Here is a 26,018-nt window from a genome sequence, read left to right as displayed (position 1 = left end):
CTATGAAATCAGGATCTGAGGAAGCCGATGGAGATCCACGGCACGGCAGCGACGACGAGAAGGCCGATGAGCAGGGCGAGGATGTAGCCCCAGATGTATTTCAGGCCTTCGTCGGGATTGATCTTGCTGATCGCGCAGGCGCCGTAATAGCCGACGCCGAAGGGCGGGGCGAAAAGCCCGATGCCCATCGCGAAGATCACGACCATCGAATAATGCACTTCGTGCACGCCGACCTGATGGGCGATCGGGAACACCAGCGGCCCGAACAGCACGATGGCAGGGATGCCCTCGAGCACGCTGCCGAGGATGGTGAAGGCGACGATCGAGACGCCGAGGAAGCCCCAGCTTCCGCCCGGCACGGCAGCCATCGCCTGGGCGAGGTCGCGCGAGAAGCCGGATTGCGTCAGCCCCCAGGCCATGGCGGTGGCGCAGCCGATGATGAAGATGATCGCGCCGGTCAGCGAGGCCGTCTCGACCAGCATCTTCGGCAGGCGGCGCCAGTCGAACTGGCGATAGAGCAGGATCCCGGCCAGGATCGCATAGGCGATGCCGATGGTGGAAACCTCGGTCGCGGTCGCGACGCCTTCGACCACCGCGGCGCGGATGACGAAGGGAAGGGCGATGGCCGGCGCCGCGATCAGGGTGAGCTTGGCGATCTCGCGCTTGGGATAGCGTTTGACGTTGCTGAGGTCCTCGCCCCGGCAGCGCCACCAGACAACGAAGCAGAGCGCGACGCCGAGCACCACGGCCGGCAGCATGCCGCCGGTGAACAGGGCCGCGATCGAGACGCCGGTCACCGAGCCGATGGTGATCAGCACGATCGAGGGCGGGATCGTCTCGGTCTGGGCGCCGGTGGCCGAAAGCAGGGCGACGAGGTCGCCGGGCTTGGCGCCGCGCTTCTGCATCTCGGGGAAGAGCACCGGCGCGATCGCAGCCATGTCGGCGATCTTCGAACCGGAAATGCCCGAGACCAGGTACATCGCGCCGACCAGCACATAGGATAGGCCGCCGCGGACATGGCCGAGCAGGCTCGCCAGGAACTGGATCATGGCGCGCGCCATGCCGGTCATCTCGATCAGCGCGCCCAGGAAGATGAAGAGCGGCACAGCGAGCAGGATGAGATGGCTCATGCCCTCGTCGAGGCGGCCGACCATGACCAGCATCGGCGTCGAGGTGGTGCAGGCGAGATAGCCGAAGGTGGCGAGCGCGAAGGAGAAGGCGATCGGCACGCCGGAGAAGACGTTGAGCGCGACGACACCGACGAAGAAGACGAGGAGGTTGAGCTTGCCGAGCGGCTTCAGCGCCGGACCCGCGAGCCAGAACAGCAGCACCAGCAGCGCGGTCAGCCCGATCGCGAGCAGGACCGGCTTGAGCGAGCCGAAGCGCAGCAGCCGGCAGCCGGCCGCAATCAGCATCAGCCCGACGCCGATCGGGATCGCGGCGGCGCGCCAGGCATTGCTGATCTCCAGCGCAGGCGTGACGATGAAGTTCTCTTCCTCGGCATACTCGACCGCATGCGGGATGATCAGCAGCAGGAAGGCGATCGAGGCGGTGATCGCGATCGCCTCGAGCAACGCCCGCGTCTGCGGTGAGACGCGGGTGACGAGGCCGGTCATCCGCATGTGCTCGCCCCGTCGCAGCGCGACGACCGCGCCGAGCATGGAGAGCCACAGGAACAGGATCGAGGCGAGTTCGTCCGACCAGACGAGCGGGGCGTGGAAGACATAGCGGGCAGTCACGCCCGCCCCGAGGATGATGATCTCGACCAGCACCAGCACCGCCGCCACCGTCTCGACCAGCCTGCCGAGGCCGCTGTCGATATGGCCGGCGAAGCGGCCGAGCCCGGTCGCGGGCATGGCGGCCGCGGGAAGGGGCGCGCTGTGAGCATCCATCGGGGCGTTTCCTGTCTTATGCGTTGGGGCGCCTTATAGGCCCGCCCGCATGCCTCAGGCCAGCTTGCCGACGGCGTCTTCGAGCAGGCTCCAGGCGTCCTTGCCGAAGCGCTCCTGCCACTCCTTGTAGAAGCCGGCCTCGCGCAGCTTGGCGCGGAAGGAATCGGGATCCGTCTTGTTGAAGGCGAGGCCCTTCGACTGCAGGTCGGCCTGCACGGTCTCGTTGAGCTTCTTGATGTCGCCGCGCTGGGCGACGCCGGCATCGTTGATGGCGCCGGCGACGATCTTCTGGATATCGGCCGGCAGGCCGCGCCAGGCGCGGCCATTGGCGATGAACCAGAAGCCGTCCCAGATATGGTTGGAGACGGCGCAGCTCTTCTGCACCTCGTAGAGCTTGGCGACCTGGATGATCGGCAGCGGGTTCTCCTGCGCGTCGACGACCTTGGTCTGCAGCGCCGAATAGACTTCCGAGAACTGCAGGCTCGCCGGCGCAGCGTCGAGCGCCTTGAACATCGCGATCGAGAGCGGGCTCACCGGCACGCGGATCTTCAGGCCGGCCATCTCCTTGGCGCTTTCGATCGCCTTGCCCGAAGTGGTCATCTGGCGGAAGCCGTTGTCCCACATCTTCTCGAACGCGTAGAGATTCACCTTCGAGATTGCCTCGCGGACATGGGCGCCGAGCTTGCCGTCCATCGCCTTCCAGACCTGATCGTAGTCGGCGAAGGCGAAGCCGACGGCATTGATCGCCGCGACCGGCACCAGCGTCGCGATGACGAGGGCGGAGGGCGTGAAGAAGGTGATGCCGCCATTGCGGACCTGGCTCAGCATGTCGGTATCGCCGCCGAGCTGGTTGTTCGGGAAGATCTTGATCTCGACCCGTCCGTTGGTCTCCTTCGCCACGCGCTCGGCCGCCTCCTGGGCGCGGATGTTGAGCGGATGGCTGAGCGGCAGGTTGTTGCCATATTTCAGCTCGATCTCGGCGGCTCGCGCGATATGCGGCATGCCGATGAGCGAGGCGGCAGGTGCGGCGGCCAGCGTGCGCAGCACCGTGCGGCGCGTGAAATTCGTCATGGTGTCCTCCCTGACATCGCTTGATGCGATTTGATTGGTCGAGGTCTTCTTGCCTCAAGAGTAGGAAGCTGGAATGATGGTGGTCAAACTCAAATTCTGATGGCTTTTGATGTGATTTCATGAGCGAGACGGTAGAACGAAACGGCAAGGGCGACGGCCTGCAGCGCCGCCGGATGGCCCGCATCACCGATATCGCTGCTCTGTCCGGCGCCTCGACCGCGACGGTCGACAGGGTGCTGAACCAGCGCCCGGGCGTGCGCGCCGCCACCGTTCAGCGCGTGCTCAAGGCGGCGAGCGAGCTCGGCTATGTGCTCGATCCGGCCTTGCCGGCGCAGGCCTTCACGCCGATGCGGCTCGCCTTCCTGCTGCCGGCCGGCAGCAACCGCTTCCTCGCAATGCTCGGGCGCCACATCGTCGCGGCGCAGGACCAGCTCGCCTCCTTCAACATGCGCGCCCGTGTCGAGTTCATCGAAAGCTTCAAGCCGGAACTGTTGGCCCAGCAGCTTCGCCAGGTCGGGCGCGATGTCGACGGCATCGCCTTCATGGCGCTGGAGCACCCTGCCGTGCGCGAGGCGGTCAGCGTGCTCGCCGAGCGCGGCGTGCCGACCGTGACGCTGATCTCCGATCTCGCCAGTTCGCGCCGCGCCGCCTATGTCGGGCTCGACAATCGCTCGACCGGGCGCACCGCCGGCTATCTCGTCGCCCGCTTCATCGGCAGGCGCCCGGCCAAGGTCGCGATGATCGCCGGCAGCCTGAGCTACCGCGCCCATGAGGAGCGCGAGATGGGCTTCCTGCATCTCTTCGAGGAGCTGTTCCCGCAGATCGAGGTGGTCGGCCTGCGCGAAGGGCTCGACGACGAGGGGCGCAACTACCGCCAGGCCAAGGCGCTGCTCGCCCAGCATCCGGACCTCGCCGGCATCTACAATATCGGCGGCGGGCCGGAAGGCATCGCCCGTGCCTTGAAGGAGGTTGGGCGCCAGCAGGAGGTCGTCTTCGTCGGCCATGGGCTGACGCCTGAGACGCGCGCGCTTCTGCTCGACGGCACGATGGACGCCGTCATCACCCAGCATCCCCATGCGGCGCTGATGAGCTGCATCGCGATCTTCGCCAATCTGCGCGCCGGCCGCCCCGCTACGGAGGGGACGGCCGCGCCGAGCATCGAGATTATCCTGCGCGAGAATTTGCCCTGAGCCGGTCGCCCGGACTTGCAAATCCGGAAACAAAGAGGGAACATAAGCATATGTCCCTTCCGGATTCCGTCCTCAATCCGCCGCCGACGCGGCCCGATATCACGCGCATGGTCTGCCGAGGCGCCGCCCGGCACCTGCGCGAGCGCGGCTACGCCATCGTCAAGGAGATGACCTTCGCCAATGGCCGGCGCGGCGACATCGTCGCGCTCTCGCCTTCGGGAGAGCTCTGGGTCGTCGAGGTCAAGTCCGGCATCGCCGACTATCGCGTCGACGGCAAATGGCCGGACTACCGCGATTATTGCGACGGTTTCCTCTTCGCCGTCGCGCCGGAATTCCCGCGCGAGATCCTGCCCGAGGATGTCGGACTGATCGTCGCCGACGCCTATGGCGGCGAAATGCTGCGCGAGCCGCCGCGCCATCCCTTGAGCCCGGCGCGCCGCAAGATGCTGACGATCGCGTTGGCGCGGCTGGCCTCAGGCCGGCTCGCCCTGATCGAGGATCCTGAAGGCTCGGCCTGATGCTGATCTTCCACCCGCCCCTGCCGTCGCTCCCGGCAACATGGCGAAGCGGTTGAGGTCGATTTCGGCGACGAGGAAGTCGATGAAGGCGCGGACGCGTGCCGGTAACCGGCCGCCATGGCCGACATAGACGGCGTGGATCTCCTCGACATCGCCGGGATTGAAGGCTTCCAGAACCGGGACGAGCCGGCCGGCGGCGATGTCGTCGGCGATATGGAAGAGCGATAACCGCGTCAGGCCCTGGCCGGCCAAGGCGAGGCGCCGCGCGCTTTCGCCGTCGCCGACGGTGACGCGGCCATGGGCCGGCAGGAAGGTGCGCTGGCCGTCGATGACGAACGGCCAGGTGTCGCGATGCCGCGCGAAGTTGAAGGTGATGAGGTCCTGGCCGGCGAGCTTGTCGGGATGGTCTGGCGCGGCCTGCTTTGCCAGATAGTCCGGCGACGCGACGATCGCCGAGACGCTCTCACCGAGCTTGCGGGCGACGAGCTGGGACGATTTGAGCGGGCCGACCCGGATCGCGACATCGGCGCGCTCGTCGACGAGGTCGATCACCGCATCGGTGATCGAGATGTCCAGCTGGACGCCGGGATGCGCCGCCATGAAGCGCGGTGCGACCGGTAGCAGGAAATGCCAGCCGAAGGCGACATTCGCATTGACCCTGAGCCTGCCGCGCGGGATCTGGCAGGCGGCGACCGCGCGCTCCGCCTCGTCGAGATCGGCGAGCACGCGCAGCGTCCGCTCATGGAAGGTCGTTCCCTCCTCGGTCAGCATGAACTTGCGGGTCGAGCGGACGATCAGGCGGACGCCGAGCCGCGCTTCCAGCCGGGCGACGAGCTTGCTGACCGCCGAAGGCGTCATTCGCAATGCGCGCGCCGCCGGCGAGAAGCCGCCGAGTTCGACGACGCGGGCGAAGACCTCCATCTCGCCGGAGCGGTTGATCTCGGGGCGCGGCATCGTGAATTCACCTCACAATTGCTGATCTTTCATGCAGTCTAATTCACAGCCGGCAGCGGCGCTATCTCCGGGCCCGACCCTATTCCCGGAGGCATTCCATGCCCATTGCCCTTTATGCCCTGACCGTCGGTGCCTTCGGCATCGGCGTCACCGAATTCGTGATCATGGGCCTGCTGCTGCAGGTTTCCGCCGATCTCGGCGTCAGCGTGCCGCTCGCCGGCCTGCTGATGACCGGTTATGCGCTCGGCGTCTTCGTCGGTGCCCCGGTGCTGACGATCGCCACCCGCTCGCTGCCGCGCAAGACGACGCTCCTGGTGCTGATGGCGATCTTCACCCTCGGCAATCTTGCCGCCGCCTTGGCGCCGAGCTTCGGCTGGCTGATGTCGGCCCGCATCGTCACCGCACTCGCGCACGGCACCTTCTTCGGCGTCGGCTCGCTGGTCGCGACCAGCCTCGTCGCGCCAGAACGCAAGGCCTCGGCCATCGCCCTGATGTTCACCGGGCTGACGCTGGCGACCCTGCTCGGCGTGCCCTTCGGCTCCTGGCTCGGCCTCGCCTTCGGCTGGCGCTCGACCTTCTGGGCCGTGACCGGCATCGGCCTCGTCGCCCTGGTCGTCCTCGCCGCGCTCGTGCCGGCCGACCGCGAGCGGGTCGTCCCGGGCTCGCTCGCCGAGGAGTTCAGGGTGCTGGCGCGGCCGCAGGTCCAGCTCGGCCTGGTCATGACCGTGCTCGGCTTCGGCGGCATCTTCGCGGTCTTCACCTTCATCCAGCCGATCCTGGTCGAGCTCGCGGGCTTCAGCGAGGCGGCGGTCTCGCCGATCCTGCTCGTCTTCGGCGGCGGCCTCGTCATCGGCAATCTGCTCGGCGGGCGCTGGGCCGATCGCAGCCTCGCCCCGGCCCTGATCGGCAGCATCGCGCTGCTGACGCTGGCGATGGTCGCCGCGGGCTTCGCCTTCCACAGCCAGGTCGGCGCCGTCATCGCCGCCTTGGCGCTGGGGGCTGCCGCCTTCGCCACGGTCGCGCCGTTGCAGATGTGGGTGCTGCAGCAGGCTGGCGGAGCCGGGCAGGGGCTGGCATCGAGCCTCAACATCGCCGCCTTCAATCTCGGCAATGCCCTCGGTGCCTGGCTCGGCGGCGCGGTCATCACACAGGGGTTCGGCTATGGCGCGATCGCGCCGGTCGCGGCTGTGGTGCCGCTGGCGGCCCTCGGACTCGCCGTCCTCGCGGTGTCGCTCGAACGGCGCGCGGCCCGGATCGTGCCGGCCTGCGCGACCTGAGCCGCGCCCGCGAAAGAACAACAGAAAGCCCGCCGGACAGGTCATCCGGCGGGCTTTCTGCATTCAGGGTCGGATCAGCGCGGCGCGCGCTTGGCGAGGATGCGTTGCAGCGTGCGTCGATGCATGCCGAGGCGGCGCGCCGTCTCCGAGACATTGCGGCTGCACAGCTCGTAGACGCGCTGGATATGCTCCCAGCGGACGCGATCGGCCGACATCGGGTTCTCGGGCGGCTGGGGCCGGGCGTCCCGCTGCGCGGCGAGCGCGGCGTGGATCTCGTCGGCATCGGCCGGCTTGGCGAGGAAGTCGAAGGCGCCGAGCTTCACCGCGCTGACGGCGGTGGCGATGTTGCCGTAGCCGGTCAGCACGACGCCGCGCGCATCCGGCCGGCGCTCCTTGAGACGCGCGATCACGTCGAGCCCGTTGCCGTCGCCGAGCCTCAGGTCGATCACGGCGAAGGCCGGGGCGGCCTCCTCGACTGCGGCCAGCCCGGCCGCGACGCTGTCTGCGGTCCGCACCGCATAGCCGCGCCCTTCCATGGCGCGGGCGAGGCGGGTGAGGAAAGGCTTGTCGTCATCGACCAGCAACAGCGACATGTCCGTGGCGTCGGCTCTGTCGTTCTCGTTCGGCGCATCCTGCATCATCGTCTCCTGACCGCTTGTCCATGCGCGCTGCGGTGGCGCGAAGTGTCATGTCGAAAGGCAGGCCGGGCTCGTGGGAGCCCGTCCTCAGCCAAGCTCATGTAATGCCGATGCTTCCGGCTTGGTACCCCCGCTGGCGGGCAGGTCGGCTTCGAAAACCTCACGCGGCCAGGTGATTCGGATCGATGCGCCGCTCGCCGGAGCCGGCCGGTTCGAGAATTCCAGCGTCGCGCCGCCGCGTTCGAGCAGGGTCTTGGCGATGAAGAGCCCGAGCCCGAGGCCGCCGCCGGCGCGGCTCTCGCGGCCGCCGCGCGAGAGATAGGGCTCGCCCGCCCGCATCAGCACGTCGGGCGGGAAGCCCGGGCCGTCATCGGCGATGGTCAGCACGACGCGGCCCTGGCTCCATTCGGCCGCGATCGCCACGGTCGAGCGGGCGAAGTCGACGGCATTGTCGACGATGTTGCCGAGGCCGTAGATCATGCCCGGATTGCGCCGGCAGACCGGTTCCGGCTTGTCGCCGTTCATGCTGATCTCGAAGGGCACGCCGAAGGGCCGCTGCGGCCCCGCCGCCTCCTCGATCAGCAATCTGAGCGTCAGCTGGTCGAGCGGGCCGGCATCGTCGTCCTGCAGGCTCGAGAGCTTGCCGAGGATGCCGCGGCAGCGCTCGACCTGCTCCCGCAGCAGCGCGATGTCCTCGGCCATTTCGCCTTCCGGCGGGGCGAGGCGGGTAAGCTCGCGGGCGACCAGCGCGATGGTGCCGAGTGGCGTGCCGAGCTCATGGGCGGCGGCCGCCGCGAGCCCGTCGAGCTGCGAGAGATGCTGCTCGCGCGCCAGCACCAGCTCGGTCGCAGCGAGCGCATCCGAGAGGTCGCGCGCCTCCTTGGCGACGCGCCAGGCATAGATGCCGGTGAAGGCGAGGCCGAGCACCAGCGCGACCCAGTTGCCGAGCTGATAGAAGGGCGGCAGCACCGGCCGGTCCGCGCCTGTCCAGGGCAGGGGAAGGTGGTAGCGGCTCAGAAGGGTTGCCAACGCCACCGCCAGCACGCCGAGCAGCAGGGTGCGTTGCGGCGGCAGGGCCGTGGCCGAGATCATCACCGGCGCCAGGAACAGGATCGCGAACGGGTTCTGCAACCCCCCGGTCAGGTAGAGCAGCGCGGCGAGCTGGACGATGTCGAAGCCGAGCAGCGCCGTCGCCGGCCTGTCCTTCAGCCGGTGGCTGAGCGGAAAGCGGATGCGCAGGGCGATGTTGAGCCAGGCCGAGACGGCGATGACGATGAAGCACCAGCCGAAGGGCAGGGAGAAGCCGAGACCGAAATGCACGCCGGCGACCGCGGCGCTCTGCCCGGCTATGGCGAGCCAGCGCAGCCTGACCAGCGTATCGAGCCGCAGATGCCGGCCCGAGCGGGCCAGGAGGGGGGCGGAAAGGTCGGACGCGTTCACGGGCGATGCGTCCTTTTCGAGGCTGCCGCCGGCGGCGGGCATGAGGGTTTCATCCACATGGCAGGAAAATCTTAGCCTTTAGCCGGGTTGAATGAGAACAAAATCAACGTAAGGTGCGTTGTTGCGACGCATCATTGCTTGTTGCGCCGCCGGAAGGACGTTCGATCGCATGTACGGGGCCACCATGTCGTTTGCCTACCATGCCTACGAAGCGGTTCACATGATGGTGAGCCCGGCGCGCGGGGTATCCGATGCGATGCACCTGGCTTTCAAGAACCCGGCGAACCCGCTGACCTATACGCCGCTGGGGCGCACGGTCGCGGCCTCCTGCGAATTGTTCGAGCGCGCGACGCGCCGCTACGGCAAGCCGGCCTTCGGCCTCGGCGAGACCACGATCAACGGCGTCAAGGTCGCCGTCGAGGAGCGGGTCGTCTGGGAGCGCCCCTTCTGCAAGCTCGTCTATTTCGATCGCAAGATCGCGGGCCGCCGCAAGCCGCAGCCCAAGGTGCTGCTCGTGGCGCCGATGTCGGGCCACTACGCCACGCTGCTGCGCGGCACGGTCGAGGCCTTCCTGCCGGGCCATGAGGTCTACATCACCGACTGGACCGATGCGCGCCTCGTGCCGCTCGCCGAAGGCCGTTTCGACCTCGACGACTACATCGACTACGTCATCGCGATGCTGCAGACGCTCGGGCCGGACACCCATGTCATGGCCGTCTGCCAGCCCGCCGTTCCGGTCATCGCCGCGGTGGCGCGGATGGAGGCCGAGGCCGACCCTTGCGCGCCCCGCTCGATGACGCTGATGGGCGGGCCTATCGACACCCGCCGCTCGCCCACCGCGGTCAACCAGCTCGCCATGGAGCGCGGCACCGACTGGTTCCGCCGCAACTGCATCACCGTGGTGCCCTTCCCGCATATGGGTGCCTTCCGGCAGGTCTATCCCGGCTTCATGCAGCTTTCGGGCTTCATGGCGATGAATATCGACCGCCATGTCACCGCCCATTACGAGATGTTCAAGCATCTCGTCACCGGAGACGGCGATTCGGCCGAGAAGCACCGCGACTTCTACGACGAGTACCTCGCCGTGATGGACCTGACCGCGGAGTTCTACCTGCAGACGGTCGATACGGTCTTCGTCCGGCATGCCCTGCCCAGGGGCGAGATGATGCATCGCGACAAGCCCGTCGATCTCACTGCTGTCCGCCGGGTCGCGCTGATGACGGTCGAGGGCGAGAACGACGATATCTCGGGCGTCGGCCAGACCAAGGCGGCGCATGACCTCTGCGTCAATATCCCGGCCGGGAAGCGGGTGCATTATCTCCAGCCCAAGGTCGGTCATTACGGCGTCTTCAACGGCTCGCGCTTCCGCGCCGAGATCGCGCCGCGAATCTCCGACTTCATGGTCAGCCTCGACATGGAGGCGGCCAAGGGGCGTCGCAGCGACAGCGCGGCCGAGCAGCGCAAGGGTCTCAAGGTCGTCGGCTGACGGCTCTTTCGCGGCGCCCGCGAATCCCGCACAATCGCAGGCGATGCGCATCTCCCTGTTCAGGCGCCAGCCGGACCCCGACCGGATCGAGGTCGTGCATGCCGGCACGCGCTATCCGGTCCTCGTCAAGCGCCGCGCCAATGCGCGGCGTATGACGCTGCGCGTCTCGCAGGCGACGGGCGAGATCACCCTGACGCTGCCCGAGCGCGCCGATTTCGCCGCCGGCCGGGTTTTCGCCGAGAATCATGGCGGCTGGATCGCGGCGCGCATCGCCAGGCGACCGCTCGCCGTGCCCTTCGAGCCCGGCCGGGTCGTGCCGCTGCGCGGCACCCCCCATCGCATCGTCCACTGGTCGAAGGCGCGCGGGCTCACACAGGCGGCTTTGGACCAGGACGGGGCGCCCATCATCGCTGTCGCAGGCGAGGCGGCTCATGTCCCGCGCCGGATCAAGGATTTCCTGCGGCGGCTCGCGCTCGAGGACCTCGAGAAGGCGGTGCGCCGCCACACCGCGACGCTCGGCATCCCGGCGCGCAAGATCACCATCCGCGACACCACGAGCCGCTGGGGCTCCTGCTCCTCGCAGGGCCATCTCAACTTCTCCTGGCGCCTGATCCTGGCACCGCCCTCGGTGCTCGACTATCTCGCGGCGCATGAGGTGGCGCATCTCAAGGAGATGAACCACTCGCACCGCTTCTGGGCGCTGACCTACAAGCTCTGCCCGCATACGCAGGAGGCGGAAGCCTGGCTGAAGCGCCATGGCGCCGGCCTGCACGGCTATGGTTGAGCCGGAAGCCGCAGTTTGCCGTCATTGCGAGCGCAGCGAAGCAATCCAGGGGGCGTAAAGCTCTGCCGCTCCTGGATTGCTTCGTCGCTTCGCTTCTCGCAATGTCGGCGGGGCTTGAGCGGCCCCGCAATTCCGCCGTTAACCACTTTCTGAAGCCTGCCCCCGCACACTGATCGCCGATTCGCTTTCAGCGTGAGTATGCCTATGGGTCAGGTCATCGCGTTCCGTCTTCCGCAACAATCGGCTGCCGCCGCCGAGCCGGTGCTCGGCCTGATGTCGGCCGTCGATTTCGCCCTGCGCGATCTCGCCGAGATTCTTCCGCATATCGCGCTGGATTCGGCGCGCCAGCAGGCCGAAGCCTGCCGGGCGATGCTGGCCCAGGCCTTCGACGCCGAGGTCGAGGCCGAGCTCGGCAACTGATCCGGCGCCCGCGCATGCCGCCCCCGGCGATGACGCGGGTTGCCGAAGCGGCTGAATTGTCGAACCTCTCAGGGTAAGAGCCGGTGGTCCGCCGGTCAGCATAGTGCCCCGGGAGGCTCATCCGTGTTCCTGACCAACAGCGATATGGTCGATCTCGTCGATCTCCGGCATCGGCTGCATCGCCGCCCCGAAATCTCGGGCGAGGAGCGCGAGACGGCTGCCACGATCGTCGCTTTCCTGAAGCCGACCGGACCGAACCGCATCGTCACCGAGCTCGGCGGCCATGGCGTCGCCGCTATCTACGAGGGCGCCGAGCCCGGCCCGACCGTGCTGATCCGCGCCGAGCTCGACGCGCTGCCGATCGAGGAGCTCTCCGACAGCGACCATCGCTCGGAAATTCCCGGCAAGGGCCATCTCTGCGGCCATGACGGCCACATGACCATCCTCGCCGGCCTGGCGCGCGGGCTGCAGCGCAACCCGCCGAAGAAGGGGCGCGCCATCCTGCTATTCCAGCCAGCCGAGGAGACCGGCGCCGGCGCCGCCGCCGTCATGGCCGATCCAAAATTCGAGGAGATCGTGCCGGATTACGCCTTCTCCCTGCACAATCGCCCCGGCGTTCCGGTCGGACATGCCCGGATTTCGGAAGGCGCCGCCAATTGCGCCTCGCGCGGCATCAAGATCGTCCTGACCGGCGAGACCTCGCATGCCTCGACGCCGGAGCATGGCCGCTCGCCGGCCCCGGCCATCGCGACTTTGATCCCCGCTCTGACCGCGCTGGGACCGGGCGGCGCGCTCGACGCCAATTTCCGGCTGGTCACCGTGACCCATGTCGAGATCGGCGAGCAGGCCTTCGGCATCGCGCCGGGCCATGGCGAGCTTTGGGCGACGCTGCGCACCGTCAACGACGCGCAGATGGGTGCGCTCTGCGAGGCCGCCGAGAGGCTGGCGCGCGAGGCAGCCGAGGCCGGCCGGCTCACCGTCGAGATCAGCTATCACGACATCTTCCATCACTGCGAGAACGAGCCGGAGGCCGTCGCGATGTTGCGCCGGGCGATGGACGAGGAGAAGGTGCCGCATGGTCCGACGCCGCCCTCGCGCGGCTCGGAGGATTTCGGCCTGTTCGGCCGCCGCTCCAAATCGGCGATGTTCCTGCTCGGCTCGGGCGACACGGCGCATCTGCACAATCCGGATTTCGATTTTCCGGATGACGCGATCGGCCCTGGCGCGCGCGTCTTCATGCGGGCCTTGCGCAATCTGCTCGGCGAAGCCCGGCCACAGGGTTGAGGGAGGGGCGCATGGCACTGGATTGGAACGGCGCAGCGACCTGCGCGCAGGAGATCGCCGCGAACTGGCAGCGCGCAGCGGGGCCGGGCGGTGCCGTCGTGCTCTTCGATCGCGATGGGGTGCGCGAGGCCTTTGCTGGCGGCCTCGCCAGCATCGAATACGGCGTGCCCTTCACGCCGCAGACGCCGAACCGCTTCGCCTCGATCAGCAAGCATATCCTCGCGGTGGCCTTACTGCGGGCCGGCATCCCGCTCGATGCGCCGCTCGGCCGTTGGCTCGGCGAATTGCCGGCGCCGCTCGCCGAGGTCGAGCTCGGCCGCGCCCTCGATATGACTGGCGCCCTGCCGGACATGATGGAGGCCTTCTGGCACCAGGGCGTGCCCTTCACCGCGACACTGAGCGCGGAGGAAGTCTACGCAATGGCCTGTCGCTTCCCCGCGCTGAATGCCGAACCCGGCACCGAGATGGCCTATTCCAACACCGGCTGGAGGCTCGGCCAGCGCATCCTCGAGCAGGTCACGGGCAAGCCCTACAAGGAGACCGTCGCAGAGCTCTCGGGCGAGCTCGGTGCCGCCTTCCGCTTGCCCTATGACGGCTCGGAGATCGTGCCCGGCCTCGCCACCGGCTACTGGAACGACGGCTCGGCCTGGCGGCGTGGCCATAATGGCCCGCATTTTTCCGCCTCGGGTGGAATCGTGGGCTCTGCCGCCGATCTCGCCGGCTGGGCCTCTGCCCTGCTGGCCGGCCGCGGCCCGCTCGCCGGCATGCTGGAACGCCTGACGGCGCCGCGCCATTTCGCTGACGGCAGCGAGAGCGTCTACCGGCTGGGCCTCGTCTGCAGCCGGCTCGGCGAGACCCGGATCGTCGGCCATGGCGGCTCGCTCGCCGGTTATCGCAACCATTTCTGGATGTCGCCGGCCCATGGCGTCGGTGTCGTCGTGCTGTCCAATCGCGAGGAGGAGGCGCTCTGGCCCGCTCTGACGGTGCTGGCTGCCCTGCTCGCGCAGGAGCTCCCCGCGATCGCGCAGGCGCCTGTCGGTCTCTTCGCCAGCGACGAAGGGCCCTTCTGGGCGGAACTTGCATCGGATTCGATCAGCTTCATGGGCGGTTTCGAGCGTCTGATCACCGATGGCGATGGTGGCTTGCGCAGCCTGCCAGCCTATCTCGACATCCGCCTCAGGCGCGACGGCGAGGATCGTCTCTCCGGCTTGATCGGCGGCGTGCAGCGCTCGCTCGCCCGCGTGCCGGCCGACACCCCGCTCGATGCGCGGCTGGTCGGGCGCTGGCGCGATCCGCGCTTCGGGACCGAGATCGAGATCCGGGCCGACGGCACGGCGCTGATGCCCTGGCCCTCCGGCGGGACGGTGTCGCGCCTGACGGCTCTGCCGAACGGTCGCGCGCTCGCCAGCCACCAGCACGGCCCCTGGCTTGCACGACCCTGCCTCTGGCTCGATGCGGAAGGAAGCTTGCGGGTCGCCGGCCATCGGGCAAGGATCTTGCAAATGCAACGCGCCGGCTGAGGCGTCCTCGCAGAGGGGCGGTGCCGCAGGGCTGGTGACGAAGGAGGAGAACGCCTGATGCAACTGTCCCGTTTCACCGCCGCGCTGCTGCTGTCGGCGGCCGCCTTCCTGCCGCTTGCGGCATCGGCGCAGTCGCAGCCGGCTTCGAACCGCGTGCTGCGCGTCGCGCCGCATGCGGACCTGAAGACGCTCGACCCCGTCGCGGCCTCCATTGTCATCACCCGGATGCATGGGCTGATGATCTATGAGACGCTCTTCGCCTGGGATTCGAACCTCCAGCCGAAGCCGCAGATGGTCGAGAGCTTCGAGACCTCGCCTGACAAGCTGACCTGGACCTTCAAGCTCCGTCCCGGCCTGAAATTCCATGATGGCCAGCCGGTGACGACCAAGGACGTCATCGCCTCGCTCGCCCGCTGGATGAAGCGCGACACGATCGGCGGCAAGCTCGCGGAATATACGGATGGGATGGAGGCGGTCGACGATGCCACCTTCCGCCTCAAGCTGAAGCGGCCGATGGCCCTGGTGCCCTTCGCGCTCGGCTCCGCCGTCGGCCAGATCCCGGTCATCATGCGCGAGTCCGACGCCAAGTCCGATCCGATGAAGCCGATCACCGAGACGATCGGCTCCGGCCCGTTCAAGTTCAACCGCGAGGACTGGCGGAGCGGTTCGAAGGTCGTCTACGACCGCAACCCCGACTACGTGCCGCGCTCCGAGCCGGCGGACGGGCTCGCCGGCGGGCGCGTCGTCAAGGTCGATCGCGTCGAATGGCTGATCATGCCCGATGCCGCGACGGCCGCGGCGGCACTGCAGACTGGCGAGATCGACATCTGGGAACAGCCGAGCCAGGACCTGATCCCGGTCATCTCGACCAATGAGCAGGTCAAGGTCGACCGCTATGCCAACCTCGCCAATCAGGCGATGCTGCGGCCGAACCATCTCCACCCGCCCTTCGACAATCCGAAGGCCCGGCTCGCTCTGGCCTATGCCACCGACCAAGCCGATTTCCTCTCGGCCGGCTTCGGTGACGAGGAGTGGTGGAAGCGCTGCGCCTCCTATTTTATCTGCGGCGGTCCGAACGGTACGGAAGCTGGTGCCGAAAGTTATGCCAAGCCTAATCTCGACAAGGCGCGCGAGCTGCTGAAGGAGAGCGGTTACAAGGGCGAGAAGCTGGTGTTGAGCACCAGCAACGACATCGCTCCGATCGGCCGCATGGCGGAGGTCGCGGCCGCATCGCTCAGGAAGGTCGGCTTCAATATCGATCTGCAAGTCGCCGATTGGGGCACCGTCACCACACGCCAGCAGAACAAAGGCACGTCCGAGCAGGGCGGCTGGAACCTCTTCGTCACGACCGCGTCCGGCGCGACCATGCAGTCGCCGCTGACCAATATCGGCACCAACATGGCCTGCGAGCGCGCCTGGTCAGGCTGGCCCTGCGATGCGGAGGCCGAGAAGCTGCGCGGCGCCTTCATCGATGCGCCCGACGAAGCCGGCCGCAAGCTTGCGCTTGACGCCTTGCACAAGCGTCTCGCCGAGGTGCAGCCCTATCGCGTGCTCGGTCAGTACGACCAGCCCTATGCCCGGCGTACCAACGTCGCTGGTGTTTTGGCGGCGCCGGTCATGCTGTTCTGGAACATCGAGAAGAAGTGACGCTGCCGTCGTTCAGACCGATGCGGCCGTCGGGATGAAATGCGGCGCGGCACGCCAGACGAAATCGCGGCTCTCGCCCGGCGCCAGCTTCAGGATGCCGGGCTTGTCCGCGAATTCGCCCTGCCAGCCGATCGGGCTCGCCATGCTGAACCAGGGTTCGATGCAGAGGAAGGGCGCCCCGGTCGGCTTCGACCAGATGCCGAGGTCCCTGTAGCCCTCCCAGCTCACGGTCAGCGCGCGGATTTCCCGCCCGGCCGCGTCGAGGGCAGCAAATCGCACCGAGCGGTTGGCCGCGTCCGGGATCACGATCGCGTCGTCGACGAACAGCGCATCCCTGAGCGGCAGCTCGGTGCCCGAGAAGGGCAGCGGAATCGCCGGGCCGAGCAGCCCGCCGGTGACGCCGAGCCCGAGCCCGGACTCGGCGCGGAGGAAGCCGAGGCGATGGGCCTCCTTCGCGACGCCTTGCGCGAGGGGCCAGAGGAAGGCCGGATGGGCACCGACGCCGCAGATCAGTGTCGTCTCGGCCGGATTGGTGACGCGCGTCGTCACCGACAGCGTGTCATCCGCAAGCTCGTAGATCATCTGCAGCACGAAGCGGAACGGGTAGCGCTCCAGGGTCTCCGCGCTCTCGCGCAGTTCCAACACGGCGCGATCCGGCGTCCGCTCGACCCATTGGAACAGGCTGTCGCGGGCGAAACCGTGTTGCGTGAGGTGGTAAGCCCGGCCTTCATGGATCAGCGTGTCGTCGGTGAGTCGCCCGACGATGGGGAAGAGCACCGGCGTATGACGCGGCCATTCCGGCCCGCCATGCCAGAGCAAGGGCCCATCCGCATCGGACAGCGCGATTATCTCGCCGCCCTGCGCCCGGATCGTCGCCTTCAGCCGGCCGGAGCAGATATCGTGGGTCTCGGTCATCATTCGCCTCCGCCGGCACCGATAGAGGAAATTCGCGCCCGCGTGAATCGGCGGGCGGCCTTGTTTCCAGCCACTGGCAAGAGGCTTGCCGTGCCGGCGGGTTTCGGGCGATCTGGCGCAAAGGACATTCGAGACCGACCATGCCCATCACGCGCCGCCGTTTCGCCGCCGGATTGATCGCAGCGCCCGCGCTCCTGCGTGCCGGCTCGGCAGGGGCGGCGAGCCGCCCGGTCACCGTCGCCTCGCTGCTCGGCGAGGACAAGCCGGAGACGAGGATCTGGCGGCGCATCGCCGAGATCCTGGCGCGCACCGCCCCGGGGCGATTCGATCTGCGCATCGTGTCCAATGCCGCGCTAGGCGGCGAGAAGGAGGTGGCCGAGGGCCTGCGGCTCGGCTCGATCCAGGCGGCGCTCTCGACCGTCTCCTCCCTGTCGGCCTGGGTGCCGGACGGCCAGATCCTCGACCTGCCCTTCCTCTTTCGCGATCGCGAGCATCTCGGGCGGGTCCTGGCCGGGCCGCTCGGGGCTGAGCTCAAAGCGCGCTATGCGGCGCAGGGCTTCGTCGTGCCGGGCTTCATCAATTACGGCGCCCGCCACCTGCTGGCCAAAGAGCCGCTGACGACGCCTGCTTCCGTCAAGGGCAAGCGCATCCGCGTCATCCAGAGCCCGCTCCACACCGCGCTCTGGTCGGGCTTCGGGGCCTATCCGACGCCGATCCCGATCCCCGAGACCTACAACGCGCTGAAGACCGGCGTGGTCGACTGCATGGACCTGACGAAATCCGCCTATGTCGGCTTCCGCCTGCACGAGGTCGTGCCGGTGCTGATCGAGACCGGTCATATCTGGGCGACCGGCGTCGTGATGTTCGCCGCGCCGTTCTGGAAGGCGCTGACGCCGGCCGACCGGGAGGCGCTGGCCGCGGCCGCAGTCGAGGGGGCTGCCTATTTCGACGCGCTGATGCTGGCGGACGAGGCCGCCTCGATGGCCAAGGCCGCTTCCGAAGGTGGCCGCACCGTGCCGGCCGAGGATCGCGCCGGCTGGCAGGACGGCGCCCGCAAGGTCTGGGCGAGCTTCGCCCCCCAGCTCGGCGGCATCGACCGGATTGAAGCCATCGCCCGGAGCGCTTGAGCGCCGCAGGACAGGAACCCGCCATGCCGCTTTCGATCGACCATATCGTCATCGCCGTCGCCGATCTCGAGGCCGCGGTCCGGGACTATGCCGCGCTCGGCTTCACCGTTCTCCCCGGCGGCGAGCATCCGCGCGGCTCGCGCAATGCGCTCGTCGTGTTCGAGGACGGCGCCTATCTCGAGATCATCGCCTTCCCGCGTCCGGTGCCGGATTTCCGCTGGTGGCAGGTGCTCGATCGCGCTGGCCCCGGCCTCGTCGACTATGCCGTGCTCCCGGATGATTTCGAGGCCGATCTCGCCCGTGCCCGCGCCGCCGGCATCGTCATGGACGGGCCGATCGAGGGTGGCCGCCTCCAGCCCGACGGTGCGCGCCTCGCCTGGCGCTCGGCCCGCCCGCCGGAGCCCGACATCCCCTTCCTCGTCACCGACGTCACCCCGCGCGACCTGCGCGTTCCGGCCGGTGCGGCACGCCGTCACCCGAACGGGGTCACCGGGGTGGCGGGCGTCACCGTCGCCGTTCAGGATCTCGTGAGTTCGACGGCGCGCTATCGCGCCTTGCTCGGCCGCGAGCCGGTGGCCAGGGGCGGCGTCCCCGGGCTCGGTTTCGGCCTCGTCCAGTTCCGCATCGGGCGGCAGACCCTCTCGCTGGTCGAGCCGCGCGAGCCCGCTGCAGCCGCCTCGTCGGCGCATCTCGTCGCCCGCGGCCAGGGCGCCTACGCCATCTCCTTCTACGGGCCGGAGGATGCGCCGCTCGACATCGGCCTTACCCATGGCGCGCCTCTGGAAATCGTCCGCGAGCTCTGAGCCGGCGACGTCATTTTCCGGTCACGCTTGGGGGCGAGAGTGGCCCGTTACCTTCGAATCGTTCTATTTCTGTATTAATAACAAGGGCTTGCAACGAATCTCGGTCCTGCCTATCTCTGCGGGCGATCAGTGAATCAGCCGACGGAGAAACCGAATGGGTGGAGTCACCGAGGTCGATGTCGCGGCCGCGATCGGCCGGATCGACGAGATCATCATTCATGAAATTGTCCGGACCGGCGCGAGCCGGCCGGAGCTTCGCCGCGCGCTCGCGCTTGCCAAGGGGCCGGGTGATCTCGGCGCCGATGCGGCGCTGCCGCCGCGCATGCAGCGCCTCGTCGACCTGCTCGGTGTCGCCCTGCCCGAACAGGGACCCAGGCCCGAGCAAGGGCCACCGACCCGCCTCCATGCCGCCATCAAGGGCATCGATCGTGCCGCCTGATCAGGGGAGCGCCGAATCGCTGGAGACCGCCCGGGCCGAGATCCGGCACGCGGTGCTGACGGCTTTTTGCGCTGCGCTCCGCGATACTCGGTTGCCACCGCTCACCCTGCTCGAACTGGCGGCAGGGGCGGTCGGCTCGATCTATGGAGAAGTGGCGGATGCTCATCGCGGTGATCGGCCATGCCCTTGCGGCTGGCGCCCGCACTTCGCGGCGGATCTGGAGGCGCGTCAGGCGGCACTGGCGCTGAGCACGGTGCCGGTTCCAGCGGGCGATCTCGCCCGCATGCCCGTGCTCGGCCGGGCCTGACCTCGCATCCGGGGCGCAGGCCGTGCTAAGGCGCCGTGGATCGGCGGAGCGGCATGCGCAACATCCTCATCATCGGCATCGGGGCCGGCAATCCCGACCACATGACGGTCGAGGCGATCGAGGCGCTGAACCGCGCCGACACCCTGTTCATCCCCGACAAGGGCGAGGAGAAGGCAGCGCTGCGGGCCCTGCGTGAAGCCATCTGTGCCCGCTTCATCCGCAGGCCGGACTACCGCACCGTTCCCGTCGATATTCCGCGCCGCGCCGAGGCCGGGAGCGACTATCACGGTGCGGTCGACGACTGGCATGAGCGCATCGCGGCGCGCTACCGCGCCCTCTTCGAAACGGAGCTGGCCGAAGGCGAGACCGGTGCGCTCCTCGTCTGGGGCGATCCGGCGCTCTACGACTCGACGCTGCGCATCATGGAACGGGTCGCCGCCTCCGGCCTCGCCCTCGACTGGCAGGTCTATCCCGGCATCAGCAGCGTCCAGGTGCTGGCCGCGCGCCACCGCATCCCGCTCAATACGATCGGCGCGCCGATCCTGATCACCACGGGCCGCCGGCTGGCGGAGGGGGTCCCGGCCGATCAGGACAGCGTCGTCGTCATGCTCGACGGCGAGCAGGCCTTCACGAAGCTCGATCCGGCGGAACTCGACATCTATTGGGGCGCCTATCTCGGCACGCCGGACGAGATCCTGATCGCCGGTCCGCTCGCCGAGCGCTCCGCCGAGATCGCGAGCGTGAGGGCCGAGGCGCGCGCCCGGCATGGCTGGATCATGGACACCTACCTGCTGCGCCGTCGCCCAGCTTGACGCAGGCGCCCGCATCCGCCATCGCTCCCGCGACCTTCTAAGCGCTGGAGCCGCCCGATGTCCCTCGCCGATCTTAGCCAGACCATCGACGCCGCCTGGGAGAACCGGGCCGAGATCGGCGTCTCCACCAAGGGCGCCGTCCGCGAGGCGGTCGAGCAGGCGATCGAAATGCTCGATGCCGGCCAGGCCCGTGTCGCCGAAAAGCTAGGCGCCGATTGGATCGTCCATCAATGGCTGAAGAAGGCGGTGCTGCTTTCCTTCCGCCTGACCGACAACATGATCATCGCCAACGGCCCCGGCGAGGGCGTGTTCTGGGACAAGGTGCCGTCGAAGTTCGAGGGCTGGGGCGAGAACCGCTTCCGCGCCGCCGGCTTCCGCGTCGTGCCGCCGGCCGCTGCGCGCAAGGGCTCGTTCCTGGCGCCGAACGTCGTGCTGATGCCGTCCTTCGTCAATATCGGCGCCTATGTCGACTCAGGCACCATGGTCGATACCTGGGCCACGGTCGGCTCCTGCGCCCAGATCGGCAAGAACGTGCATCTCTCGGGCGGCGTCGGCATCGGCGGCGTGCTCGAGCCGCTGCAGGCCAACCCGACCATCATCGAGGACAATTGCTTCATCGGCGCCCGCTCCGAGGTGGTCGAGGGCGTGATCGTCGGCGAGGGCTCGGTGCTTTCGATGGGCGTCTTCATCTCGGCCTCGACCAAGATCGTCGACCGTGCCACGGGCCAGGTCCATATCGGCAAGGTGCCGCCCTATTCGGTGGTGGTGCCGGGCTCGCTTCCGGGCAAGCCCTTCCCGGACGGCACGCCGGGCCCGGCGCTCGCCTGCGCCGTCATCGTCAAGACGGTCGATGCGCAGACCCGCTCGAAGACCGGCATCAACGAACTGCTCAGGGATTGATCGCCTCGGTCATGAAGCGTCAGGCTCGGGCCTGACCCGAGCATCTCATGCCGAAAAGCGCCTCTCCCGGGAGGAGATTCCCGGGTCGAAGCTTCGCTTCGCCCGAGAATGACGCTCCGCGGATGCCTCAACCCACCGGCGAGGGCGCGCCCGTGCCCTGTGCCGCAGACGGCGCATCTGCCGCCGGGGCCGGCGCCGCGCCATGGACGTCGGCCAGCGCGTCGCGCAGCTTCTGTTCCTGCGTGTGGTCGAGCGAGGTCTTGAGCACGGTGCCGCCGCTGCCGCGGATCGCCTCCAGCACCTTGTCGCCGGTCACCTTCTTGACCAGCACGAACAGCGCGGCATTGCCGGGCTGCAGGCTGCCCGACAGCTCCTTCATGAACTTGTCGTCGACGCCGTAATCGGTCAGCGCGCCGCCGAGCGCGCCCGACGCCGCACCCAGCGCCGCCCCGAAGACGGGCATCAGGAAGATCGCGCCGATCAGCAGGCCCCAGAACGAGCCCGAGACCGCGCCCATCGCCGTGGTGTTGAGCAGCTGGTTCAGCTTGACCTTGCCGCCCTCCTGCATCACCGCGATGGCGGCATCGCCGATCTCGATCAGATATTCCTTCTGCAGGCCGATGAGCTTCTGGCGCATCTCCTCGGCGCGAGCCTCGGTCGAATACACGATGACGACGAGATCGGACATGGCGGGAACTCCTGCTGCGGATGCTTGCATGCTGGCCCGTACGGATGACAGGCTCAAGGCAACGCACGGTCGCAGCCACCGGTTCCGCTGCGGGAGCCGCGGCTGATCGGATCGTTCCGGCCCGCTCGGAACCGGCTTATTCGCCGCCGATGGCCTTGGCCGCCTCGACCGCCCGGCCGCGTAGCGGCAATTCTTCCATGCGGGCCAGCGAGATGAGGGCGAGGGCGAAGCCGAGGCTTGCCGCCGCGAAGACGTAGCGGAACAAGGTCACCATGGTTTCGCGATCGACCGTGCCGAGCTTCAGCGCCTCCGGCGAAAGCTGCTCCGCCGCCCCGCCCACGCCGCCGAGCACGATCGCGCCGAAGATCGCGACGATCAGGGCCCCGCCGATCTGGCGGAAGAAGTTCGCCACCGCCGTCGCGGTGCCGAGCTGATGCGTCTTCACGGCGTTCTGGATCGCGACGGTCGCGACCGGAAGTAGCGTGCCGAAGCCGATGCTGACCACGGCAAGGATCGCGCAGAACGGCAGCAGCGGGATCCGTCCCGAAAAGGCGGCCAGCACGGCGGCGCCGCAGAGCGCCACGGCGAGCCCGGCGAGCGGCACGCGCTTGTAATGGGTCAGATGCGACATCGCTCGGCCGGAGCTGGTGGCACCGACGACGGTGCCGCAGGTCAGCGGCAGCAGGCCGAGCCCGGAATGGGTGGCGCTCAATCCCATCACCGTCTCGAAATAGAGCGGCAGATAGATGGTCAGGCCGATGAAGGTGCCCATGCCGAAGCCGGCGGCGACGGTGCCGCGGCGCACGACGCGGTTGGCCAGGATGTCGAGCGGGATCAGCGGCTCCTGCGCCCGGCGCAGCCGCCAGGCGAAGAGTGCGCCGAGCAGGAGCGCCGCGCCGATCAGCCCGGCGATCGGCAGGGAGCGCCAGGGATAGGCGGTCCCACCCCAGGACAGGGCCAGCAGCAGCGACATCGTCGCCAGCGTCATCAGCATGGCGCCGAGCACGTCGAGCTGGTGGGGGCGCTCGTGCCGCGGCAGCCGCTTCAGCGCCGCGCTCGTCATCCAGTAGGCGCCGAGCCCGAGCGGCAGGTTGATCCAGAAGATCACGGACCAGTGCAGCTTCTCCGCCAGGAAACCGCCGAGCACGGGGCCGAGCAGCGAGGAGGACATGAAGACGCTGGCGAAGTAGACTTGGTAGCGGCCGCGCTCCTTGGGCGGCACCATATCGGCGACGATCGTCTGGGCGAGCGCGATCAGCCCGCCGCCGCCCAGGCCCTGGATGAAGCGCGCCACGACGAGCAGCCACAGCGATGGCGCCAGCGCGCAGGCGATCGAGCCGATCACGAAGATGACGATGCCGGAGAGCAGCACGACCCGCCGGCCATGGATGTCGGCGAGCTTGCCGTAGAGCGGCGTGACCGTGGTCGAGGCCAGCAGGTAGATCGTGACGATCCAGGACAGATGCGCCACGTCGGCGAACTCGCGCCCGATCGTCGGCAACGCGGTCGCGACAATGGTCTGGTCGAGCGCGGCCAGGAACATCGCGAGCATCACGCCGATCAGGATCGCGCGGATATCCGCGGGCGTCAGCGGCGCGGCCTGGTTTGGGGTCTCGAGCCGCTTGTCCATGGAACCGTATTCGTCTCTGCGTTTTTGGAATGGCGGACGTTAGTGATGCCTTGCGTCATGCGCCATGGGCGCAGTGTCGGGACGGCTCTGCGATGGCAACGGGGCTGTCGCCGTTCCACGCCTTCAGCGCAGCCCGCGCAACGTCGTGCGCAGCGTCTGGGCGGCTTCTCCGGGCAGGCCAGCTTCGATCGCTTCATGCGTCCTCTGCCAGATCGGCACCGCCGCGGCCAGTACGGCCCGCCCCGCTGCGGTCAGGACGAGCAGGCGGCTACGGCGGTCCGCTGCGTCCGGGACGATCTGCACGAAGCCGCGCCGTTCGAGCGGCTTCAGCGCCGCCGTCAGCGTGGTGCGGTCCATGGCGAGGAGCTCGGCCACCGGCTTGAGCGAGGGCGGCTGCGGGCGGTTGAGCGCCATCAGCAGGGAGAACTGCCCGCTGGTCAGCCCGACCGGGCGCAGCGCCGCGTCGAAGCGGCGCGCCAGCGCGCGCGCCGCGCGCTGCGCGTGCAGGCACAGGCAATGATCGCGCACATGCAGCGTCGTCGTGAAGGGAACGACTGCTTCGTCCATCCTGTTTGCATGTTGAGTGGCGTCGGCCGAGTCAAGCCGAGAAGTCGAGCGCCGGCTGCAGGGTACGGATAGGAAACGGGCCGGCGCCGGTTATGGTGGTTCGTCGGAACCCCGGGAGAGGAAAGTCTCACCATGCCCTTGCTCATCGCCAGGAACGCCATGCTGGTCGTCATCGACTTTCAGGCAAGGCTGATGCCGGCGATCCATGCCGGGGACAAGGTCCTGCTCAATGCCGGGCGTCTCGCCGAGGCGGCGCGCCTGCTCGAGATCCCGGCGGTGCTGACCGAGCAGAATCCGCGCGGCCTCGGGCCGACAGTGCCAGAGCTCGCCGGGACGGCCGGCCCGCTCATCAGCAAGATGAGCTTCGACGCCTGTGCCGAAGCGGCATTCCTCGATGCGATCGCCGGCGATCGCGAACTGGTGATCTGCGGCTGCGAGGCGCATGTCTGCGTCGGCCAGACGGTACTGAGCCTGCTCGAACACCGCCGGCGGGTGATCGTTGTGGCGGATGCGATCGGTTCACGCGCTCCGGAATCGCGCGAGATCGCGATCAGCCGCATGGCCGCGCATGGCGCCGAGATCGTCACCACCGAGATGGTCCTGTTCGAATGGCTGCGAACGGCGACCCATACGCAGTTCAGGGCGGTCTCGAAGCTGATCCGCTAGAGCCGCTGGTGGAGCAGGTGCGGGCGCGGAGAGCCGCCCGCTCAGAGCGGCTTCTTGATCGCCTTGGCGATGACGCCGACGATGCCTTCGCGGAAGAGCAGGACGCAGACCACGAAGACCACGCCCTGGACGACGGTGACCCAGGCGCCGAGGGTGGCGAGATAGTTCTGCATCGCGACGATGACGATGGCGCCCACGATCGGGCCGAAGACGGTGCCGAGGCCGCCGACCAACGTCATCAGCACGACCTCGCCCGACATCGTCCAGTAGACGTCGGTCAGCGACGCCAGCTGGAACACGATCGCCTTGGTCGCGCCGGCGAGGCCCGCAAGCGTCGCCGAGAGCACGAAGACCATCAGCTTGTACTGGTTGGCGCGGTAGCCCAGCGAGATGGCGCGGGGCTCGTTGTCGCGGATCGCCTTGCAGACCTGGCCGAAGGGCGAGTGGATGATGCGGTAGATCAGCAGCAGCCCGCCCATGAAGATGGCGGCGACGAGCCAGTAGAGCACGCGGTCGTCGGCGAGGCTGACGAGGCCGAAGAGCTTGCCGCGCGGCACCGCCTGGATGCCGTCCTCGCCGCCGGTGAAGCGCGGCGTCTGCAGCGAGAAGAAGAACACCATCTGGGCTAGCGCCAGCGTGATCATGGCGAAATAGATGCCCTGGCGGCGGATGGCGAGCGCGCCGAAGACGGTGCCGAGCACGGCGGCGACGGCCGTGCCGAGCAGGATGGCGAGCTCCGGCGTCAGGCCCCAATTCTTGGCGGTATAGGCCGAGACATAGCTCGCCATGCCGAAATAAGCGGCGTGGCCGAAGGAGAGCAGGCCGCCATAGCCAAGGAGAAGATTGAAGGCGAGCGCGAACAGCGCGAAGCACAGCACCTTCATCACGAAGACCGGATAGGCGACGAAGGGCGCGACCACGAGCACCGCGGCGATGGCGATGAACAGGTTGCGGTGCAGGCGCGCTGCGCCGTCGTCGGTCTCGGTGAGAACGGCGGCGGCGGGTGTGTCGGTCGTCGAGGCAAGGTTGGTCATGTCGTCGTT

Annotated in this window: 26 protein-coding genes; 16 read left to right on the top strand and 10 right to left on the bottom strand. The window is 68.3% G+C overall.

Features of this window, described 5'->3' with window-relative positions; all coding sequences use genetic code 11:
- Window positions 1–8: 8 nt before the first annotated feature.
- Both B5Y19_RS12875 and B5Y19_RS12870 read right to left on the bottom strand, forming a co-directional pair.
- Window positions 9–1,856, bottom strand: coding sequence for a TRAP transporter large permease (locus tag B5Y19_RS12875; protein ID WP_244555586.1), 1,848 nt, complete (start codon window positions 1,854–1,856; stop codon window positions 9–11).
- Window positions 1,857–1,946: 90 nt separating this feature from the next.
- Entirely contained in the window at window positions 1,947–2,963 is a 1,017-nt protein-coding gene (locus B5Y19_RS12870) for a TRAP transporter substrate-binding protein (RefSeq protein ID WP_055729282.1), read from the bottom strand.
- Between the two features lie 119 nt (window positions 2,964–3,082).
- Here B5Y19_RS12870 and B5Y19_RS12865 point away from each other — a divergent pair, with 119 nt between their 5' ends.
- Together B5Y19_RS12865 and B5Y19_RS12860 are read left to right on the top strand one after the other, a co-directional pair.
- Entirely contained in the window at window positions 3,083–4,153 is a 1,071-nt protein-coding gene (locus B5Y19_RS12865) for a LacI family DNA-binding transcriptional regulator (protein ID WP_055729281.1), read from the top strand.
- A 50-nt stretch (window positions 4,154–4,203) separates the two neighbouring features.
- Entirely contained in the window at window positions 4,204–4,671 is a 468-nt protein-coding gene (locus B5Y19_RS12860; protein ID WP_055729280.1) for an MmcB family DNA repair protein, read from the top strand.
- Here B5Y19_RS12860 and B5Y19_RS12855 read toward each other — a convergent pair.
- Window positions 4,627–5,625: a LysR family transcriptional regulator gene (locus B5Y19_RS12855; RefSeq protein ID WP_079591567.1), complete on the bottom strand. Its 999-nt coding sequence runs from the start codon at window positions 5,623–5,625 to the stop codon at window positions 4,627–4,629. The two genes, B5Y19_RS12860 and B5Y19_RS12855, sit on opposite strands and share 45 nt — an antisense overlap.
- Before the next feature lie 98 nt (window positions 5,626–5,723).
- Between B5Y19_RS12855 and B5Y19_RS12850 the strand changes: the two genes are divergently transcribed.
- A complete protein-coding gene (locus tag B5Y19_RS12850) occupies window positions 5,724–6,902 on the top strand; it encodes an MFS transporter (RefSeq protein ID WP_055729279.1) in 1,179 nt (392 codons plus the stop codon).
- Window positions 6,903–6,976: 74 nt separating this feature from the next.
- Here B5Y19_RS12850 and B5Y19_RS12845 read toward each other — a convergent pair whose 3' ends face one another.
- Together B5Y19_RS12845 and B5Y19_RS12840 are read right to left on the bottom strand one after the other, a co-directional pair.
- Complete coding sequence (locus B5Y19_RS12845; protein WP_079591600.1) at window positions 6,977–7,540, bottom strand: ActR/PrrA/RegA family redox response regulator transcription factor; 564 nt, start codon at window positions 7,538–7,540, stop codon at window positions 6,977–6,979.
- 87 nt (window positions 7,541–7,627) lie between these two features.
- Entirely contained in the window at window positions 7,628–9,022 is a 1,395-nt protein-coding gene (locus tag B5Y19_RS12840; protein WP_079591566.1) for an ActS/PrrB/RegB family redox-sensitive histidine kinase, read from the bottom strand.
- Window positions 9,023–9,164: 142 nt separating this feature from the next.
- Between B5Y19_RS12840 and B5Y19_RS12835 the strand changes: the two genes are divergently transcribed.
- From B5Y19_RS12835 to B5Y19_RS12810, 6 genes are all read left to right on the top strand, one after another.
- Window positions 9,165–10,466, top strand: coding sequence for a polyhydroxyalkanoate depolymerase (locus B5Y19_RS12835; protein ID WP_055729277.1), 1,302 nt, complete (start codon window positions 9,165–9,167; stop codon window positions 10,464–10,466).
- A 43-nt stretch (window positions 10,467–10,509) separates the two neighbouring features.
- On the top strand, window positions 10,510–11,250 hold the full coding sequence (locus tag B5Y19_RS12830; RefSeq protein WP_055729276.1) for a M48 family metallopeptidase: 741 nt from the start codon (window positions 10,510–10,512) through the stop codon (window positions 11,248–11,250).
- Between the two features lie 204 nt (window positions 11,251–11,454).
- The gene (locus tag B5Y19_RS12825; RefSeq protein ID WP_055729275.1) at window positions 11,455–11,670 is read left to right on the top strand and encodes a DEAD/DEAH box helicase family protein; all 216 of its coding nucleotides are present in this window, start codon (window positions 11,455–11,457) and stop codon (window positions 11,668–11,670) included.
- 123 nt (window positions 11,671–11,793) lie between these two features.
- On the top strand, window positions 11,794–12,954 hold the full coding sequence (locus B5Y19_RS12820; RefSeq protein ID WP_055729274.1) for an amidohydrolase: 1,161 nt from the start codon (window positions 11,794–11,796) through the stop codon (window positions 12,952–12,954).
- An 11-nt stretch (window positions 12,955–12,965) separates the two neighbouring features.
- A complete protein-coding gene (locus B5Y19_RS12815; RefSeq protein ID WP_079591565.1) occupies window positions 12,966–14,474 on the top strand; it encodes a serine hydrolase domain-containing protein in 1,509 nt (502 codons plus the stop codon).
- A gap of 57 nt (window positions 14,475–14,531) precedes the next feature.
- The gene (locus tag B5Y19_RS12810) at window positions 14,532–16,121 is read left to right on the top strand and encodes an ABC transporter substrate-binding protein (protein WP_055729273.1); all 1,590 of its coding nucleotides are present in this window, start codon (window positions 14,532–14,534) and stop codon (window positions 16,119–16,121) included.
- A 12-nt stretch (window positions 16,122–16,133) separates the two neighbouring features.
- Here B5Y19_RS12810 and B5Y19_RS12805 read toward each other — a convergent pair whose 3' ends face one another.
- Window positions 16,134–17,036: an aldose 1-epimerase family protein gene (locus B5Y19_RS12805; protein WP_079591599.1), complete on the bottom strand. Its 903-nt coding sequence runs from the start codon at window positions 17,034–17,036 to the stop codon at window positions 16,134–16,136.
- A 140-nt stretch (window positions 17,037–17,176) separates the two neighbouring features.
- Here B5Y19_RS12805 and B5Y19_RS12800 point away from each other — a divergent pair, with 140 nt between their 5' ends.
- The 6 genes from B5Y19_RS12800 to dapD all read left to right on the top strand — a co-directional run bounded on the left by B5Y19_RS12800 (window position 17,177) and on the right by dapD (window position 21,424).
- Window positions 17,177–18,163, top strand: a complete 987-nt coding sequence (locus tag B5Y19_RS12800) for a TRAP transporter substrate-binding protein (RefSeq protein WP_055729271.1) — start codon at window positions 17,177–17,179, stop codon at window positions 18,161–18,163.
- Window positions 18,164–18,186: 23 nt separating this feature from the next.
- Window positions 18,187–18,966: a VOC family protein gene (locus B5Y19_RS12795; protein ID WP_055729270.1), complete on the top strand. Its 780-nt coding sequence runs from the start codon at window positions 18,187–18,189 to the stop codon at window positions 18,964–18,966.
- Between the two features lie 154 nt (window positions 18,967–19,120).
- Window positions 19,121–19,405 (top strand): hypothetical protein, encoded by a 285-nt coding sequence (locus tag B5Y19_RS12790; protein WP_055729269.1) that lies wholly within the window; start codon window positions 19,121–19,123, stop codon window positions 19,403–19,405.
- Window positions 19,395–19,712 carry a hypothetical protein gene (locus tag B5Y19_RS12785; RefSeq protein WP_055729268.1) on the top strand — a complete coding sequence of 106 codons (318 nt, stop codon included), beginning with the start codon at window positions 19,395–19,397 and terminating at the stop codon, window positions 19,710–19,712. The genes B5Y19_RS12790 and B5Y19_RS12785 overlap by 11 nt, the downstream gene beginning before the upstream one ends.
- Before the next feature lie 53 nt (window positions 19,713–19,765).
- Window positions 19,766–20,524 carry a precorrin-6A synthase (deacetylating) gene (cobF, locus tag B5Y19_RS12780; protein WP_055729267.1) on the top strand — a complete coding sequence of 253 codons (759 nt, stop codon included), beginning with the start codon at window positions 19,766–19,768 and terminating at the stop codon, window positions 20,522–20,524.
- A 57-nt stretch (window positions 20,525–20,581) separates the two neighbouring features.
- The gene (gene dapD / locus B5Y19_RS12775; protein ID WP_079591564.1) at window positions 20,582–21,424 is read left to right on the top strand and encodes a 2,3,4,5-tetrahydropyridine-2,6-dicarboxylate N-succinyltransferase; all 843 of its coding nucleotides are present in this window, start codon (window positions 20,582–20,584) and stop codon (window positions 21,422–21,424) included.
- Between the two features lie 127 nt (window positions 21,425–21,551).
- Here the strand turns inward: dapD and B5Y19_RS12770 are convergent, their stop codons facing one another.
- From B5Y19_RS12770 to B5Y19_RS12760, 3 genes are all read right to left on the bottom strand, one after another.
- Window positions 21,552–22,112 (bottom strand): DUF1269 domain-containing protein, encoded by a 561-nt coding sequence (locus B5Y19_RS12770; RefSeq protein ID WP_055729265.1) that lies wholly within the window; start codon window positions 22,110–22,112, stop codon window positions 21,552–21,554.
- A 136-nt stretch (window positions 22,113–22,248) separates the two neighbouring features.
- A complete protein-coding gene (locus tag B5Y19_RS12765) occupies window positions 22,249–23,742 on the bottom strand; it encodes an MDR family MFS transporter (RefSeq protein WP_055729264.1) in 1,494 nt (497 codons plus the stop codon).
- 123 nt (window positions 23,743–23,865) lie between these two features.
- The gene (locus B5Y19_RS12760; protein ID WP_055729263.1) at window positions 23,866–24,309 is read right to left on the bottom strand and encodes a MarR family winged helix-turn-helix transcriptional regulator; all 444 of its coding nucleotides are present in this window, start codon (window positions 24,307–24,309) and stop codon (window positions 23,866–23,868) included.
- A gap of 132 nt (window positions 24,310–24,441) precedes the next feature.
- Between B5Y19_RS12760 and B5Y19_RS12755 the strand changes: the two genes are divergently transcribed.
- Complete coding sequence (locus B5Y19_RS12755) at window positions 24,442–24,975, top strand: hydrolase (RefSeq protein WP_055729262.1); 534 nt, start codon at window positions 24,442–24,444, stop codon at window positions 24,973–24,975.
- 41 nt (window positions 24,976–25,016) lie between these two features.
- Here B5Y19_RS12755 and B5Y19_RS12750 read toward each other — a convergent pair whose 3' ends face one another.
- Entirely contained in the window at window positions 25,017–26,009 is a 993-nt protein-coding gene (locus B5Y19_RS12750; protein ID WP_055729261.1) for a branched-chain amino acid ABC transporter permease, read from the bottom strand.
- Window positions 26,010–26,018 lie beyond the last annotated feature (9 nt).

Origin of the sequence: Allobosea thiooxidans, from assembly GCF_900168195.1 — a bacterium.
Taxonomy (GTDB): Bacteria; Pseudomonadota; Alphaproteobacteria; order Rhizobiales; family Beijerinckiaceae; genus Allobosea; species Allobosea thiooxidans.
Note: the sequence above shows the minus strand (reverse complement) of the source record. Positions and strands in the feature narration are given on the sequence as shown.